Genomic DNA, 13,892 nt, shown 5'->3' on the forward strand with positions numbered 1-13,892 from the left:
GTCTCCGGACAACGGAAGAGGGCCCCACCAATGGTGGGGCCCTCTTCCGTTGCTATGGAGTGTGTTTCCGTGCCTGCCGGTCAGCCGACCTGGTGGAGCCAGCGCACGGGTGCGCCTTCGGCTGCGTGGCGGAACGGTTCAAGTTCCTCGTCCCACGCTTCGCCGAGGGCGAGCGACAGCTCGTGGTACACCGCCGCGGGATCTCCCGCACCGGATTCGTAGGCGTAACGGATGCGGTCCTCACTGACCATGATGTTGCCGTGGACATCGGTTACGGCGTGGAAGATCCCGAGTTCAGGGGTATGGGACCAGCGGCCGCCGTCGACTCCCTGGCTGGGTTCTTCAGTGACCTCGTAGCGAAGGTGGGCCCAGCCGCGAAGGGTGGACGCCAGCTGGGCACCGGTACCGGGAGCTCCGACCCACGACAATTCGGCCCGGAACATTCCGGGCGCGGCAGGCTGAGGGGTCCAATCGAGGTCGGTGCGCTTATCCACGACCGAGCCGACGGCCCACTCAACGTGCGGGCACAGTGCCGTCGGGGCCGAGTGCACAAACAAGACACCACGGGTCATTGCAACAAACATTCCATCCTCCATAGCTGTAGGTACGTCTTCCCCAACGACCTCTGCTGGATGGTTTGCCGTGCCGGCGACCGGGTATTTGCTGACTCCCGCCGGACTGTATCTGGCTATGAAACTGTAAGTGGCAATCGGAACGACCGCCGCCCGGGTCTCCAAGCTTCAAGCAGTGCTTGAAAGTTCCGGGACATTGCTTTCATTTTGCCGTACGGGCCGCGTTTGCGCCAGCGCGGCTTTCAGCGGTTCTTCCCGGACATTGCGGGGAGACCTACCGTTCAGGCCCGTGGATGGGCCTGGCGATAGCTTGCTCGGAGCCTGTCCACCGATACGTGGGTGTAGATCTGCGTGGTGGCCAGGCTGCTGTGGCCCAGGATTTCCTGGACCGCGCGTAGGTCGGCGCCGCCGTCGAGCAGGTGGGTTGCAGCGGAATGGCGCAGGGCGTGCGGCCCGGTGGCCGAGGTGTCCCCCAGCCCCTCCATCAACGCCTTCACCACGCTCCGGACCTGCCGCTGGTCAATTCGCTTTCCGCGGGCCCCCAGGAAGAGTGCCGGTCCGCTGTCGGCCGTAGCAAGACGCGGCCGCCCGCGCCGGAGCCAGTCGTCGACGGCGAGCGCCGCCGGAAGCCCGTACGGCACCGTCCTTTCCTTGTTGCCTTTGCCGAGGACACGCAGGGTGCGCCGGTCGGCGTCGAGATCGTCAATATCAAGTCCGGCGAGTTCGCCGACACGGATCCCGGTGGCATAAAGCAGTTCCACGAGGGCACGGTCCCGCAGCGGGAGCGGTGCGCCTTCCTCGGCTGCCTCTGCCAGTCCGTTGAAGATCCGGTCCAGCTGGTGACGCTGGAGCACACCAGGAAGCGATTGTTCACGCTTGGGGGCCTGCAGCCGGACCGCGGGGTCGGCGGCTATCAGCTCCTCGCGCAAAGCCCAGGACGTGAAGCTGCGCACCGCAGCGGCGTGGCGTGCCAGGGTGGCGCGGGAGCGTCCCGATTCGCTCTGTGTGCCGAGCCAGCGCCGGAACGTCCCCAGTTCAAGCTGCGCGGGTGTTTCCACGCCATGACCGGCTGCGAAGGCGAAAAGGCTTTGCAGGTCTCCGAGGTAGGCACGGACAGTGTGGGCGGAGCGGGCCCGTTCGCCGTCGAGGTATCGGCGAAAGCCGTCCAGGGCCTCGGCAAGCGCCCGCGGCAGTTGCTCATTCTTTCCACTTTCCACCCTCCAACTCTGCCAGCATTCAGCTGTGCCGGGCGGCAGCGCCACGTGGTGCGCTAGCCTTCCTTCCGGGTCCGTTTCCACCCGCCACGCTCGGAGACGGCCAGGCCCAGCAAACCCAGCCGTCCGAGCCCGGCGCGGACGGCGTCAGGCGCGAGCCCGGCCACCGCACAGAGTTTCTCGACGGAGGTCGTCGACCGCAACGGGAGGGCGTCCAGCAGGACAAGGTCTTCGAGCGTCAACCCGTCATGCTCCGCAGGCAGCGCCTGCCGCTCCCCTATCAGCTCTTCGCCACTGCCTCCGGCAAGTTCAGCGATCTCTCCGACGTCGGTGACACATACGGCTCCCCCTTCACGCAGGAGCCGATGGCACCCGGCAGAGTTGGCGCTATGGATCGATCCGGGCACCGCAGCCACGATCCGGCCGATGGACTCCGCGTGGTGCGCCGTGTTCAACGCCCCCGAGCGCCAGCGGGCCTCCACCACCACGGTGACGGCCGACAGCGCGGCGATCAGGCGGTTCCTTTGGAGGAAGCGATAACGGGTGGGTGCCGAGCCCGGCGGGACTTCGGCTATGACCGCGCCTTGGTTGGCGACAGCCCGCAGGAGTTCTTCGTTGCCGGAAGGGTAGTAACGGTCCACTCCCCCCGCCATGACGGCGATGGTCGGCAGTTCACTGCTGCCCCCGGCCAGGGCGCCGCGGTGCGCGTGGGCATCGATTCCATAGGCGCCGCCGGATACCACCGTGTAGCCACGCTGGCCGAGTCCGTAGGCGAATTCCCCGGCGATCGCTCCACCGTAGCCTGTGCTGTCCCGGGAGCCCACCAAGGCTACGGTACGCCGCGCATGCGGAAACGCGATTTCGTGCCCGCGCCACCAGAGGCACAATGGCTCGTGGAGACCGAGATCGGAGAGCTGTTCCGGCCACAAGGGGTCTCCGGGAATGGTGAGCCGTCCGCCGAGGCGCTGCATGGTGGCCAGGTCCCGTTCCGGCGCAAGGTCGGGCACCCGGGGAATCCATCGCTTTAGTGACGCGGCCAGGCCCGGCCAGGTCCCCACACCGGCCTCCTGCAAGAACACAGTCATTTCCTGCTCGAGCCCCGGTCCGGCTTTGAGTTCCCCTGTTCCGATCCTGAGGGCATCCACCGCGCCGACAGCCTGGACCAGGGCAAGCCCCGCGGCATCCTGGGGTTCCATCAGCCGGGACAGCGCCGCCCGTGCGAGGCGTTCCGGCGCTGCGACCGGCCCTGGACCGGTGGTTGCGGCGGCAGGTGGGTTCTGTGTCATGGAGAGTCCTTTCATGCGGCTGCCACCGCCTGTCGCAGGCCCAGAGCCTGGCCGATGTCATCGATGTCCGGGCGGTCCCGGTGGCCAAGGTCGGCGAGGGTCCATGCCAGCCTCAGTACGCGGTCGTAGCCTCTGGCGGTGAGCATCCCGCGTTCGAGCGAGCTGTCCAGGATCCGTGTGGTCGCAGGAGGAAGCTTGAGCGCACCGCGTAGCAGCCGGCCCGGGACTTGGGAATTGGTCTCCAGTCCGAAGCCCTCCAGGCGTTCCTTCTGGCGGAGCCGGGCCGCCGCAACGCGCCGGGCCACCGTTTCGGTGTCTTCTTCCCCGCCGCCGGCCTGGCCGAAATCAGCCAAGGAGACCCGTTCCACCTGGAGTTGGATGTCCACCCGGTCCAGGAGCGGACCGGACATCCTGCCGAAGTAGCGCCGCCGCATGACGGCCGTGCACGTGCAGTCCACACCCTTGCCGCTGGCTTTGCCGCACGGGCAGGGATTGGCCGCGAGGACGAGTTGGAACCGTGCAGGGTAGGCGGCGGTGCCGGCAGAACGGTGGATGACCAGTTCCCCGCTTTCCAGAGGTTGCCGCAGCGCGTCCAGGACGCGGCGTTCGTACTCCGGGGCTTCGTCCAGGAAAAGCACGCCCCGGTGGGCCCGTGACGCGGCTCCAGGACGCGGCAGCCCGGAACCGCCGCCGATGATCGCCGCGGCCGTGGCGCTGTGATGCGGGTTCTCGAACGGCGGCCTGCGCAGCAGGGAGACCTTTTCGATGTGCACCGCGGACAAGGAGTGGATGGCCGTGACTTCCATCGACTCCTTGTCGCCGAGGTCCGGCAGGAGCCCAGGCAGCCTCTCGGGCAGCATCGTTTTCCCCGCCCCGGGAGGCCCGCACAGCAGGACATGGTGCGCACCGGCTGCGGCGACCTCCAGCGCGCGGCGGGCATCGCCCTGCCCGGACACATCGCATAGGTCCGGCACGGCAGGCGCCGGCGCCCCGGCGTCGTCCGGGTCTTCTTCGTCCGCCGGTTCAAAGTCCAGTGCGAGGTCCTGCGGGTCGGCACCGAAATCAAAGGCAAGCCGGGCAAGGGTCTTATATCCACGCACCCTCGCCCCCGGAACGAGCATGGCCTCGGCAGCGTTCGCCTGCGCCACCACGACGTCCCGGTGCCCCGCCTGCACCGCCGCCATCACGGCAGGCAGGATCCCGCGCACGGGGCGCAGCCGCCCGTCCAGGCCCAGCTCCGCGATGAAGACAGTGTCCCCCGTGGAGCGGATGTCGCCTGCCGCGCCGAGGACAGCCATGCAAATGGCCAGGTCGAAGCCGGAGCCCCGCTTGGGCAGGGACGCCGGGATGAGGTTGGCCGTGATCTTGCGCCGGCTCAGCGGGATTCCCGAGTTCTGCGCGGCCGAGCGGATCCGTTCCCGGGCCTCATTCAGGGCGGCGTCCGGCAGGCCCAGGATCAGGAAGTTCGGGAGTGTTTGGCCGATGTCCGCTTCCACCTCGACGATGTAGCCGTTCAGGCCCACCAATGCCACGCAGTAGCTCCGTGCCACACCCATCTCAGCCCACGCCCTTCAGGTGCTCCACGCTGGGAGCCCCGATGCCGTCGTGGATGACCGCGACGACATCCACGCGCCTGCTGGCTGCCCGCAATTCGTGGGCAGTGCACCACGACGACGCCAAACGGTGCAGCCGGGCCAGCTTGGCCGCGCCCACCGCTTCGAAGGGATGCCCGTAATCCAGGCTCCTGCGGGTCTTCACCTCGGCAATCACCAGGGTGTCGCCGTCGAGCGCCACAATGTCGATTTCACCCGTGGGGCACCGCCAGTTGCGGTCGATGACCTGCATGCCCAGGGCTTCCAGGAACCCGGCGGCGAGCGTTTCGCCGTGCCGGCCGAGTACGTCCTTCTCTTTCATGTCCACCTCCACTTCCAGCCTGCGGACGCAGGCACGGAAGGGACAGCAGAAAGAACGGCTATGTGGGTAAGTCAGCCAAAAGGCGGCTGTGGAGGAAAAGAGGCCCTACGGGCACGCCGCTAGTTGCCGAGGTCGCCCAGTTCACCGTCCTTCGGCACGGAAAGTTCATTGCGCGGAAGTTCCTCGACGTTGACGTCCTTGAAAGTGATGACGCGGACGTTCTTCACGAAACGGGCGGAACGGTAGACATCCCAGACCCACGCATCCTGGAGGGTGAGGTCGAAATAAACTTCGCCATCGGCACTGCGGGCCTGCAGGTCCACATGGTTGGCCAGGTAGAAACGCCGCTCGGTCTCGACAACGTAGCTGAACAGCCCGACGACGTCGCGGTACTCGCGGTAGAGCTGCAGCTCCATGTCGGTTTCATAGTTCTCAAGGTCTTCGGCACTCATAGTTCAATCTTGCACCATCGCGGGAGCACCGACAGCCAGCCAGGGCCCGGTCAACGCCGGAACAAGGCATCGAAGTGGGAAGGGACGGCTAAATCAGGTTCCAGCTGCTGCGGTGGTGGCTGCTCGGGCCGGCTGCGCGCAGGGCCTCCCGGTGGGCGGCCGTGCCGTAGCCCTTGTTCTCGTTCCAGCCGAACGCCGGGAATTCACTGTGCAGTTCGAGCATCATCCGGTCCCGCGCCACCTTCGCGAGCACGCTCGCCGCCGCAACGCTCAGGCAGGACATGTCCGCCTTGACGCGCGTATGGACCGGCGCGTCACAGGCGGGGAGCTCCGGTTCGCCGGTAACGGGCGCTTCCCCGGCAGCCAACAGGCCCGCATCATCGAAGAGGGACACCTGTGCGGGCAGCGTCAGCCAGTCATGGCTGCCGTCCAGCAGGACGATGTCGGGGCGCGTTCCGCCGGCCAGGATGTCGCCCCAGGCACGGTTCCCGGCGAGGCGGAGCGCTGCGATGATGCCAAGCGCGTCGATTTCGGCGGCGCTGGCATGGCCGACGGCGGAGGCAACTGCCCAGCCGCGCACCAGCGGTTCAAGGCGCTCCCGGTCCTCGGGCTTGAGGAGCTTGGAGTCCCTGACGCCGTCGAGCAGCGACTGCTCCTGGAGGTCGACGACGGCGATGCCCACCGAGACCGGACCCGCGAAGGCACCGCGGCCCACTTCGTCCACGCCTGCCAGGTACCGCACGCCGGGGCCGAGGAAAGTCCTCTCGACGTCGAGGGTCGGGGCGGAGGGTGCAGATGAGGCGGGCTTTTTGAGCGGCTTTTTGGCTGTGCCCTTGGCTGCCTTCCTGGTGGCAGCCTTCGCGCCGGCGCCGGCCGGCGCGCTCATTGTCCTGCGGGCGCGGTGCTGGAGGTGCTGTCTTCGGGCGAGGGCGCCGGAACGTTCCGGAAGACATCGGAGTGGTTGTTGAGGATCTGCCAACGGCCGACGGGCCAGGCGATGACGGTCGCGTTTCCTTCGACGTCGGCAATGTTGATGAAGCCGCCGTTGACTTCGCGGTGTTCACGGGAGTCCGCCGAGTTGTTGCGGTTGTCGCCCATAACCCAGATTTTGCCAGCCGGAACCACCACATCAAAGGGCCGTGCGACGGGCTGCTCCGCGGGGTTGATGTAGTCCTCGTCCAGGACGGTGCCATTGATGCTGACCCGCGCCTGGGAGTCGCAGCAGACCACATGGTCGCCGGGCAGGCCGATGACGCGCTTGACCAGGTGCTGTTCGGTTTCGTCAGGCAGCAGACCCACGAAGGCAAGCGTGTTCTGCAGCCATTTGAAAGGGCCGGGCTCTTCCTTTTGCGTGGGCGGAAGCCAGCCCTGGGTGTCCTTGAAGACCACGATGTCCCCGCGCTGCAATGCGAAGGGTTCGGGGACGAGGAGGTTCACGAAGATGCGGTCGTCTTTCTCCAAGGTGGCCACCATGGATTCGGACGGGATGAAGAATGCCTTGAACAGGAACGTCTTGATGAGGAAGGACAGGACGACGGCGATGCCCACCACCGTGCCGATCTCCTTGAGCCAGAGCAGGAACTGATTGCCCTTGGTGCCGTCTTCTTCCGGCGTCGTGGCTTCCTGTTCGGGATTCTCCGGCATCTACAGTCCGTTCTTCGAGGTCGTTGCGGCCGCAGCGGGCCTTGGCAGTTCTGCAAATCTATCAAGCGGCCAGATGATCCTGACGGGACGTCCGATCACGCGTTCCACAGGGACCAGGCCGCCGCCGGGCGCGCCCAGCAGGCTACGGGAATCCGCGGAGCGTGAACGGTGGTCGCCCATGAGCCACAGGCGTCCTTCCGGGACCACGACGTCGAAGCGTTGTTCGCTGGGTGCGTCGCCGGGATAGACGTAGGATTCCTCAATTGCCTGACCGTTGACTGTGAGCCTGCCGTCGGCGCCGCAGCAGCGGACGTGGTCCCCTGGGACGCCGATGACCCGCTTCACATAGCTGGTATCGCTCCCGGTGAGGCCCAGCCAATGGCCCGCGGCAGCTGCGGCGTCGGCGACGGGGCCTTTTCCGCTGTTCAACGGAGCAAAAGTGCCCCGGCCGTCGAAGACCACGAGGTCTCCCCGGCGGATCGGCTCGGCGCCGAAATCGGTGCGGGAGACGAGGATGCGGTCCCCGACGCCCAGGAGCGGCTCCATTGACTCCGAGGGGATGAAGTAGACATCGATCCACAGGGAACGGATAAGGCCGCTGATGGCAACGGCCATGGCGACCGCGAGCAAAACAAAACGCCAGCCCTGTTTCCGGGGCTGGCGTTTTGTGTGGTCCATGAATCGTATCCCTGCGTTGCGGATTTCTCCGGCGCAGCCGGGACGGATCGTGGACCCGCTGCGTAAAGTCGGAAGACTTACTTGGCGGCGGTGAAGTCGCGCTTTTCCTTGATCTTCGCAGCCTTACCGCGCAGTTCGCGCATGTAGTAGAGCTTGGCGCGGCGGACGTCACCCTTGGTGACGACCTCGATCTTTTCGATGATCGGGGAGTGCACCGGGAAGGTACGCTCAACGCCGACACCGAAGGAAACCTTGCGGACCGTGAAGGTTTCGCGCACGCCGTCACCCTGGCGGCCCAGGACGAAGCCCTGGAAGACCTGGACGCGGGAGTTCTTGCCTTCGATGATGTTCACGTGAACCTTGAGGGTGTCACCGGCGCGGAACTCGGGAACATCGTTGCGCAGCGAAGCTGCATCTACGCTATCGAGGATATGCATTGATCCACTCCTGGTGGACGCCACAGGTCATCCACTTTGGGTCACGGCGGCCAAGCCCGGAGCTGCCCGGAAATTGCCGCCGAAGTTCAAAAGAGCGGCTCCACCACTGATCGGCGGTGCCGCGTGTCCGGCTGTTGGTTGCGCTCCCCCTGTGGCAGGTGCGGACCCAGCAGACACAAGGACTAATTTTGCCACAACACCGCGCACCCGGCCAATTCCGCCGGCTGAAGCGAGGTGTCAGTTCCCCTCGCGGCGGCGCAGGCGGCCGTCGACGACGTCGTACCCGAGTTCCGCGAAGGCGGTGCGGTCCGCGCGGTCCAGGCTGCCGGCGTCGAACGCGTCCAGGAGGTCCGGGCGGCGCTCGGCGGTGCGGCGGAATTGCTCGTGGCGCCGCCAGCGGGCGATCTTCCCGTGGTTCCCGCTAAGCAGGACCTCGGGCACCTCGCGTTCCCGCCAGGAGGACGGCTTGGTGTACACCGGATACTCGAGGAGCCCGTCGGAGTGCGACTCTTCGACGAGGGATTCGGGGTTCCCGACGACGCCAGGCAGCAGCCGCCCGATGGCCTCCACCATGGCGAGCACAGCCACTTCGCCGCCGTTGAGGACGTAGTCACCCAGACTCATCGGCCGCACAGTGAAGTGCTCGGAGGCCCACTCAATGACGCGTTCATCGATGCCTTCGTAGCGTCCGCAGGCGAAGACGAGCTGTTCTTCCTCGGCGAGCTCGTAGGCGGTGGCCTGCGTGAACCGCTCCCCTGCGGGCGACGGAACCACCAGCACAGGGCGCCGCTCCCCTGCGGCTCCGGCCGCCACGGATTCCAGCGCCTGGGCCCAGGGCTCGGGCTTCATGACCATGCCGGCGCCACCGCCGTATGGAGTGTCGTCCACCGTGCGGTGCTTGTCCGTGGTGAAGTTCCGGAGATCGTGGACGTTGAGTTCCAGGATGCCGTCCTGGCGCGCCTTGCCGATGAGCGAGAGCTCCAGCGGGGCAAGATAGTCCGGGAAGATGCTGACGACGTCGATCCTCACGCGCCGGCTCCGTTACCTTCAGGCCCGTCCGCTTCGCCTTCGTCCGCGCTGTTGAGCTCGAAGAGGCCCGGCGGCGGGGTGAGCAGGACGTATCCGTCCTCCGGGTTGACCTCGGGGACGATCTCTTCGACGAACGGCACCAGGATTTCCTTGCCGTCCGCGCCTTCGATGACGAGCAGGTCCTGGGCGGGCATGGTGTTCAGGGCGGTGACCTTGCCGACCACCTGGCCGCCCACACGCGCCTCAAGGCCCACCAGTTCGTGCTCGTACCAGCCCTCTTCGCCGTCGTCGTCGAGCTCTTCGGTTTCGACGAACAGCTTGGCGCCGCGGATTTCCTCGGCCCGGTTGCGGTCGGCCACCTGTTCGAAGCCGAGCAGCAGGATGTCCTTGTTCCAGCGGGCGCTGCTGACGGTCAGCGGGCCGAACTTGGCGGGCTCCACATGGAATTCGGCTCCGGGTACGAAGCGGGCCTCCGGCGCGTCGGTGAGCACCTGGACTGTCACCTCGCCACGGATTCCGTGGGGTTTGCCGATCCTGGCCACCTGAAGCTGCATGGTTTCCTCTGTTTTCCTACGCTGTGCCGGCGCCGCCGTGACGGCGGACTGCCCGGAAATCCGATATGGGGGCGAAAAAAGAATCCGGCCCCTCCACCATTATCTGGTGGCGGGACCGGATCCAAAGTCCAGCTATTGCTGAGCGCGTTACCGGCGGCGGTCGGTGTCGACGACGTCGACGCGGACCTGCTCGCCACCTGCCAGGGCTGCAATGACCGTGCGCAGTGCGCGTGCGGTGCGTCCCTGGCGGCCGATCACCCGTCCGAGGTCGTCCTGGTGGACACGGACCTCGAGGGATTCTCCGCGGCGGTTGTTCCGGGCACTGACTTTGACATCCTCAGGGCTGTCGACGATGCCGCGGACCAGGTGTTCGAGCGCTTCTGCCAGCAATTTACTCGGCCTCGGTGGCTTCTGCCTCGGGAGCCTCGGCTTCCTCAGCGGCCTCTTCCTTCTTGGCCTTCTTGGTGATGGCTTCGGGGATGATCACGGAACCCTTTTCCGGAGCAACGAAGGCTTCCTTCGGAGCCTTGGTCTTCAGGGTGCCTTCCTGGCCCGGGAGGCCCTTGAACTTCTGCCAGTCACCGGTGATCTTGAGGATCGCGGCAACCTGCTCGGTCGGCTGGGCGCCGACGGACAGCCAGTACTGGGCACGCTCGGAAACAACCTCGATGTACGAGGGCTCCTCGGTGGGGTGGTACTTGCCGATCTCTTCGATGGCACGGCCATCGCGCTTGGCGCGGGAGTCCATGACGACGATGCGGTAGTACGGTGCGCGCATCTTACCGAAGCGCTTGAGACGAATCTTAACGGCCACTTTTGTGGTCACTCCTGTTTCTGAAACGGGGGTGAACCCGACGTTCTGCACCCGTGGGGCGGGCCATACTTGAGGGTTCCAAGGACAGGATGCACGCACGGAGAGAGGGGCCGCACGGATCGAGTACCTGTCCATTGTGCCAGATGGCGGACGGGATTTCGAACCGGACGGTCCGGGGTGTCGCGTGGCAGGTTTTGTCAGGCGGACCAGACGTACAAACCGGCCCGCTCGGCCTTTTCGACGTCGGCAGCCAGGGCTGCGAGCTGCTGGACATAGCCACGGGCTTCGTCCGCGCCGAAAGGCATGTCATCCTGCGCGGCCCACCGCTCCGCGACATCGTCCAGCACGTTGCCGTCGCCTTCGCTTTCGTAGCTGAGCAGTTCCGAAAGCGCCCGGACCATGGCGGCCGGAACCCCGAGCAGCGCGTCGGTGGTGACGTCCACCATGGCCAGTTCATAGTCTGCGCCGGCAGCGTGGACGGCCGTTCCGGCCAGGTCACCCAGCTGCTCGACTTCGAAGTCGCTGATGCCGGGGATGCGCACGGCGAAACCGGCCACATCGGCACCGCTTTCCAAGGCGGCTGCCCGCTTGAGCGCTTCATCGTGGGTGGCAACAAAAATTTCGGCAAAACCCATGGAAACCACTCTCATTCATCCGTTCCAACGCAGGCGGGCGGAGTCCGGTCCATCCCGGAAGTGCTGCCGCCCCGAATCAGCTTAACGGACGGCGTCAGCTTAACGGACGGCCACCCGGAGGCGGTTGCGCCACGGGTCTTCGAAGCGCAGCTCCAGGCCCGTGTGGTGCGATTCGATTCCGGCGACCTTGAGCCGGTCAGCCAGCGCACCGACGTCCTCCCCGGAAGGCACTTCGATGACCACTTCACCGAGCCCAAGGGTGTCCTTGCGCGGGCCGGCGCCGCGGCTGTTCCACACGTTCATTGCCATGTGGTGGTGGTAGCCGCCGGCGGAAACGAACAAAGCCTGCCCATGCCAGCCGGCCGTGCGCTCGAAGCCGAGGGTGTCCACGTAGAAGTCCTGCGCGGTCTGCACGTCGCCGACCTGCAGGTGGACGTGCCCGACGCCGGCCGCGGCCTGCCGCTGCCCGGTGACCGCTTCTTCACTCAGGTTCTCTTCGAGGTAGCGCTGCGGCGCCAGGGGAAGGCTGTCCATGACGACGGTGCTGCCGTTCCACGACCAGCCCTCGCGGGGCTTGTCGTAGTAGAGCTCGATGCCGTTGCCTTCGGGGTCGGTGAAGTAGAACGCCTCGCTGACGAGGTGGTCGGCACTGCCGGCGAAGGCGCGCGGCTCGTACTGGGCGGCGGAGGCAATGGTGGCGGCGAGCGCCGCCCGGTCCTCGAACAGCAAGGCGGTATGGAAGAGCCCGGCTTCGCCACGGCCCGGGACCTGCAGGCCGGCGGCCGGGGCGAGGTGCACGAGCGGCTTGCCGAGGCGGCCGTAATACAGGCCGCCGTCCTGCTCCGCCACGACATCGAGGCCGAGGGCCTTTCCGTAGTAGTCGCCCATCACCTTCATGTCACCGACTTTGAGCATCACGGTGCCCATGGTGAGTTCGGCAGGAAGCAGGTCCTGGCTGGAGGGTGCGGTCATTGAAACTCCTGGAAGTGTTCGGCGCCGCCTCTCGGCGCTTCTACCCTTCTTAAATTACTTGAAGCTTCAATTTATTCCAAGGGTCATCTGATGATGGCGCCGCCCAGCACGATGTGGCGCAGCGCCGCAGCCGTTTCAGGACGCTGCCGCGGATCCTCCGCACACACTACGACGTCGGCGGGCGCGCCTTCGCTGATGCCTTCGGCTCCCAGCCACTCACGGGCAGACCAGCAAGCGGCGTCGAGGGCCGCCGGCGCAGGCAATCCCGCCTGGCACAGTTCGAGGATTTCGTCCGCGATGCGCCCGTGCTTGATGACGCTTCCGGCGTCGGTACCTGCGTAGATGCGCACCCCGGCCTCGAAGGCTTCGCCGATCCGTTCGTGGCGGCGTTCCCACAGCCGCAGCATGTGCGCTGCATAGCGGGGGAACTTGGCTTCGGCCTGGCGGGCGATGTCGGGGAACGTGGCAATGTTCACGAGGGTGGGAACAATGGGCACGCCCTGTTCCACGAGCCGCGGAATGTGCCTGGGCAGCAGTCCGGTGGCATGTTCGATGCAGTCGATGCCGGCGTCCAGCATGTCGTCGATCGTGTCCTCGGCGAAGCAGTGGGCCGTGACCCGGGCGCCCTCGTCATGCGCGGCGGCAACGGCGTCCTTCACCACAGCCGCCGGGAAAGACGGTCCCAGGTCGCCGGCACTCCGGTCGATCCAGTCCCCCACCAGCTTGACCCAGCCGTCGCCCGCGCGGGCCTGCTTCCGCACTTCCTCCACCAGCCGCTCCGGCTCGATCTCCTCCGCCAGGCCCCTGAGGTAGCGGCGGCTGCGGGCGATGTGCCTGCCGGAGCGGATGATGCGAGGCAGCTCCGGACTGGCCCCAAGCCAGCGGGTATCGGCCGGGACGCCGGCGTCCCGGACCAGGAGGGTGCCGGCGTCGCGGTCCGCTTCGGCCTGCGCCCGGGCGACGGCTTCCTCCACGGCGCCGCCAGGACCCAGCCCGATATGGCAGTGGGCGTCAACGAAGCCGGGGAGGACCCAGCCATCCAAAACGGCGCCGGGCTGACGCCCAGGCCGCGTGAAGGTGAGGCGGCCGTCCACCGCCCACAGTCCCTCGCGCTCCTCCGCGGGCCCGCACAGCACGGTGCCGCTGAATTCGATGATGCCGTTTCCTTCAATGGTCATGGTCACAGTTCCTTTGCCATGCAGATCCGTGGGCCAAGCAGATCCAAGCCGATGCCTTGTTCGTGGCGGCGCAGCGCCGCCAGTTCCGGGCCCGGTTCGGCCAGCGGCACGAAGCCGCAGCGCGCGTAGAACGGCGCGTTGAAGGGGACGTCCCGGTAGGTGGAAAGAGTCATTCGGCCGTAGCCGCGCTCCCGGGCCCACCCGAGGGCGGCCTCCACCAAAGCCCGGCCCAGGCCCTGCCGGACATGGGCCGGATGGACCGAAAGCTGTTCGAGGTGGACCTGCCCGTCGACCTCCTCCAGACGGGCGAATGCGTGCGGCGGGTTCCCGGCAACGAGGACGCACAGCGACGCGGTGCTGTGCGGCACGCCGGTGACGGCAGGCAGCGAGGGTACGGGGCCGCCGTCGGGCCCTGCGAGCGCGGCTGCCAGAAGCGTGTCCGAGGCGTCCTCGATGGCGGGCAGGCAGGCGAAGTCGGACGGTCCGGCGGCTCTGATCTGGTGCACGCCGAAA

At 66.8% G+C, this 13,892-nt stretch carries 18 protein-coding genes; all 18 read right to left on the minus strand.

Going from position 1 to position 13,892, the window contains the following annotated elements; translation table 11 throughout:
* Positions 1-80: 80 nt before the first annotated feature.
* On the minus strand, positions 81-584 hold the full coding sequence (locus BIU82_RS00675; protein ID WP_070347538.1) for a DUF3145 domain-containing protein: 504 nt from the start codon (positions 582-584) through the stop codon (positions 81-83).
* A 269-nt stretch (positions 585-853) separates the two neighbouring features.
* Complete coding sequence (locus tag BIU82_RS00680) at positions 854-1,789, minus strand: tyrosine recombinase XerC (RefSeq protein WP_139146449.1); 936 nt, start codon at positions 1,787-1,789, stop codon at positions 854-856.
* Positions 1,790-1,842: 53 nt separating this feature from the next.
* Positions 1,843-3,072, minus strand: coding sequence for a DNA-processing protein DprA (gene dprA, locus BIU82_RS00685; RefSeq protein WP_070347539.1), 1,230 nt, complete (start codon positions 3,070-3,072; stop codon positions 1,843-1,845).
* Between the two features lie 11 nt (positions 3,073-3,083).
* Positions 3,084-4,628: a YifB family Mg chelatase-like AAA ATPase gene (locus tag BIU82_RS00690; protein ID WP_070347540.1), complete on the minus strand. Its 1,545-nt coding sequence runs from the start codon at positions 4,626-4,628 to the stop codon at positions 3,084-3,086.
* Position 4,629: 1 nt separating this feature from the next.
* Positions 4,630-4,986: a YraN family protein gene (locus tag BIU82_RS00695; protein ID WP_070347964.1), complete on the minus strand. Its 357-nt coding sequence runs from the start codon at positions 4,984-4,986 to the stop codon at positions 4,630-4,632.
* 119 nt (positions 4,987-5,105) lie between these two features.
* The gene (locus tag BIU82_RS00700; RefSeq protein WP_070347541.1) at positions 5,106-5,438 is read right to left on the minus strand and encodes a DUF2469 domain-containing protein; all 333 of its coding nucleotides are present in this window, start codon (positions 5,436-5,438) and stop codon (positions 5,106-5,108) included.
* A gap of 88 nt (positions 5,439-5,526) precedes the next feature.
* Entirely contained in the window at positions 5,527-6,324 is a 798-nt protein-coding gene (locus BIU82_RS00705; protein WP_070347542.1) for a ribonuclease HII, read from the minus strand.
* Positions 6,321-7,082 (minus strand): signal peptidase I, encoded by a 762-nt coding sequence (gene lepB, locus BIU82_RS00710; RefSeq protein ID WP_083292128.1) that lies wholly within the window; start codon positions 7,080-7,082, stop codon positions 6,321-6,323. Before lepB (BIU82_RS00710) ends, BIU82_RS00705 begins: the two co-directional genes overlap by 4 nt.
* A complete protein-coding gene (lepB, locus tag BIU82_RS00715; RefSeq protein ID WP_070347543.1) occupies positions 7,083-7,760 on the minus strand; it encodes a signal peptidase I in 678 nt (225 codons plus the stop codon). It abuts the gene before it with no gap.
* 77 nt (positions 7,761-7,837) lie between these two features.
* On the minus strand, positions 7,838-8,197 hold the full coding sequence (rplS, locus tag BIU82_RS00720; protein ID WP_070347544.1) for a 50S ribosomal protein L19: 360 nt from the start codon (positions 8,195-8,197) through the stop codon (positions 7,838-7,840).
* A 237-nt stretch (positions 8,198-8,434) separates the two neighbouring features.
* The gene (trmD, locus tag BIU82_RS00725) at positions 8,435-9,226 is read right to left on the minus strand and encodes a tRNA (guanosine(37)-N1)-methyltransferase TrmD (RefSeq protein WP_070347545.1); all 792 of its coding nucleotides are present in this window, start codon (positions 9,224-9,226) and stop codon (positions 8,435-8,437) included.
* Positions 9,223-9,780 (minus strand): ribosome maturation factor RimM, encoded by a 558-nt coding sequence (gene rimM, locus BIU82_RS00730; protein ID WP_070347546.1) that lies wholly within the window; start codon positions 9,778-9,780, stop codon positions 9,223-9,225. Before rimM ends, trmD begins: the two co-directional genes overlap by 4 nt.
* Positions 9,781-9,927: 147 nt before the next feature.
* Positions 9,928-10,170, minus strand: coding sequence for an RNA-binding protein (locus BIU82_RS00735; protein ID WP_070347547.1), 243 nt, complete (start codon positions 10,168-10,170; stop codon positions 9,928-9,930).
* A gap of 1 nt (position 10,171) precedes the next feature.
* Positions 10,172-10,594, minus strand: coding sequence for a 30S ribosomal protein S16 (gene rpsP / locus BIU82_RS00740; RefSeq protein ID WP_070347548.1), 423 nt, complete (start codon positions 10,592-10,594; stop codon positions 10,172-10,174).
* A gap of 197 nt (positions 10,595-10,791) precedes the next feature.
* Positions 10,792-11,229, minus strand: coding sequence for a hypothetical protein (locus tag BIU82_RS00745; RefSeq protein WP_171906461.1), 438 nt, complete (start codon positions 11,227-11,229; stop codon positions 10,792-10,794).
* A 99-nt stretch (positions 11,230-11,328) separates the two neighbouring features.
* Entirely contained in the window at positions 11,329-12,201 is an 873-nt protein-coding gene (locus BIU82_RS00750) for a VOC family protein (RefSeq protein ID WP_070347550.1), read from the minus strand.
* Between the two features lie 83 nt (positions 12,202-12,284).
* Complete coding sequence (locus tag BIU82_RS00755; protein ID WP_070347551.1) at positions 12,285-13,379, minus strand: amidohydrolase family protein; 1,095 nt, start codon at positions 13,377-13,379, stop codon at positions 12,285-12,287.
* A gap of 2 nt (positions 13,380-13,381) precedes the next feature.
* On the minus strand, positions 13,382-13,885 hold the full coding sequence (locus BIU82_RS00760) for a GNAT family N-acetyltransferase (RefSeq protein WP_070347552.1): 504 nt from the start codon (positions 13,883-13,885) through the stop codon (positions 13,382-13,384).
* Positions 13,886-13,892 lie beyond the last annotated feature (7 nt).

Origin of the sequence: Arthrobacter sp. SW1, from assembly GCF_001766675.1 — a bacterium.
GTDB lineage: Bacteria > Actinomycetota > Actinomycetes > Actinomycetales > Micrococcaceae > Arthrobacter.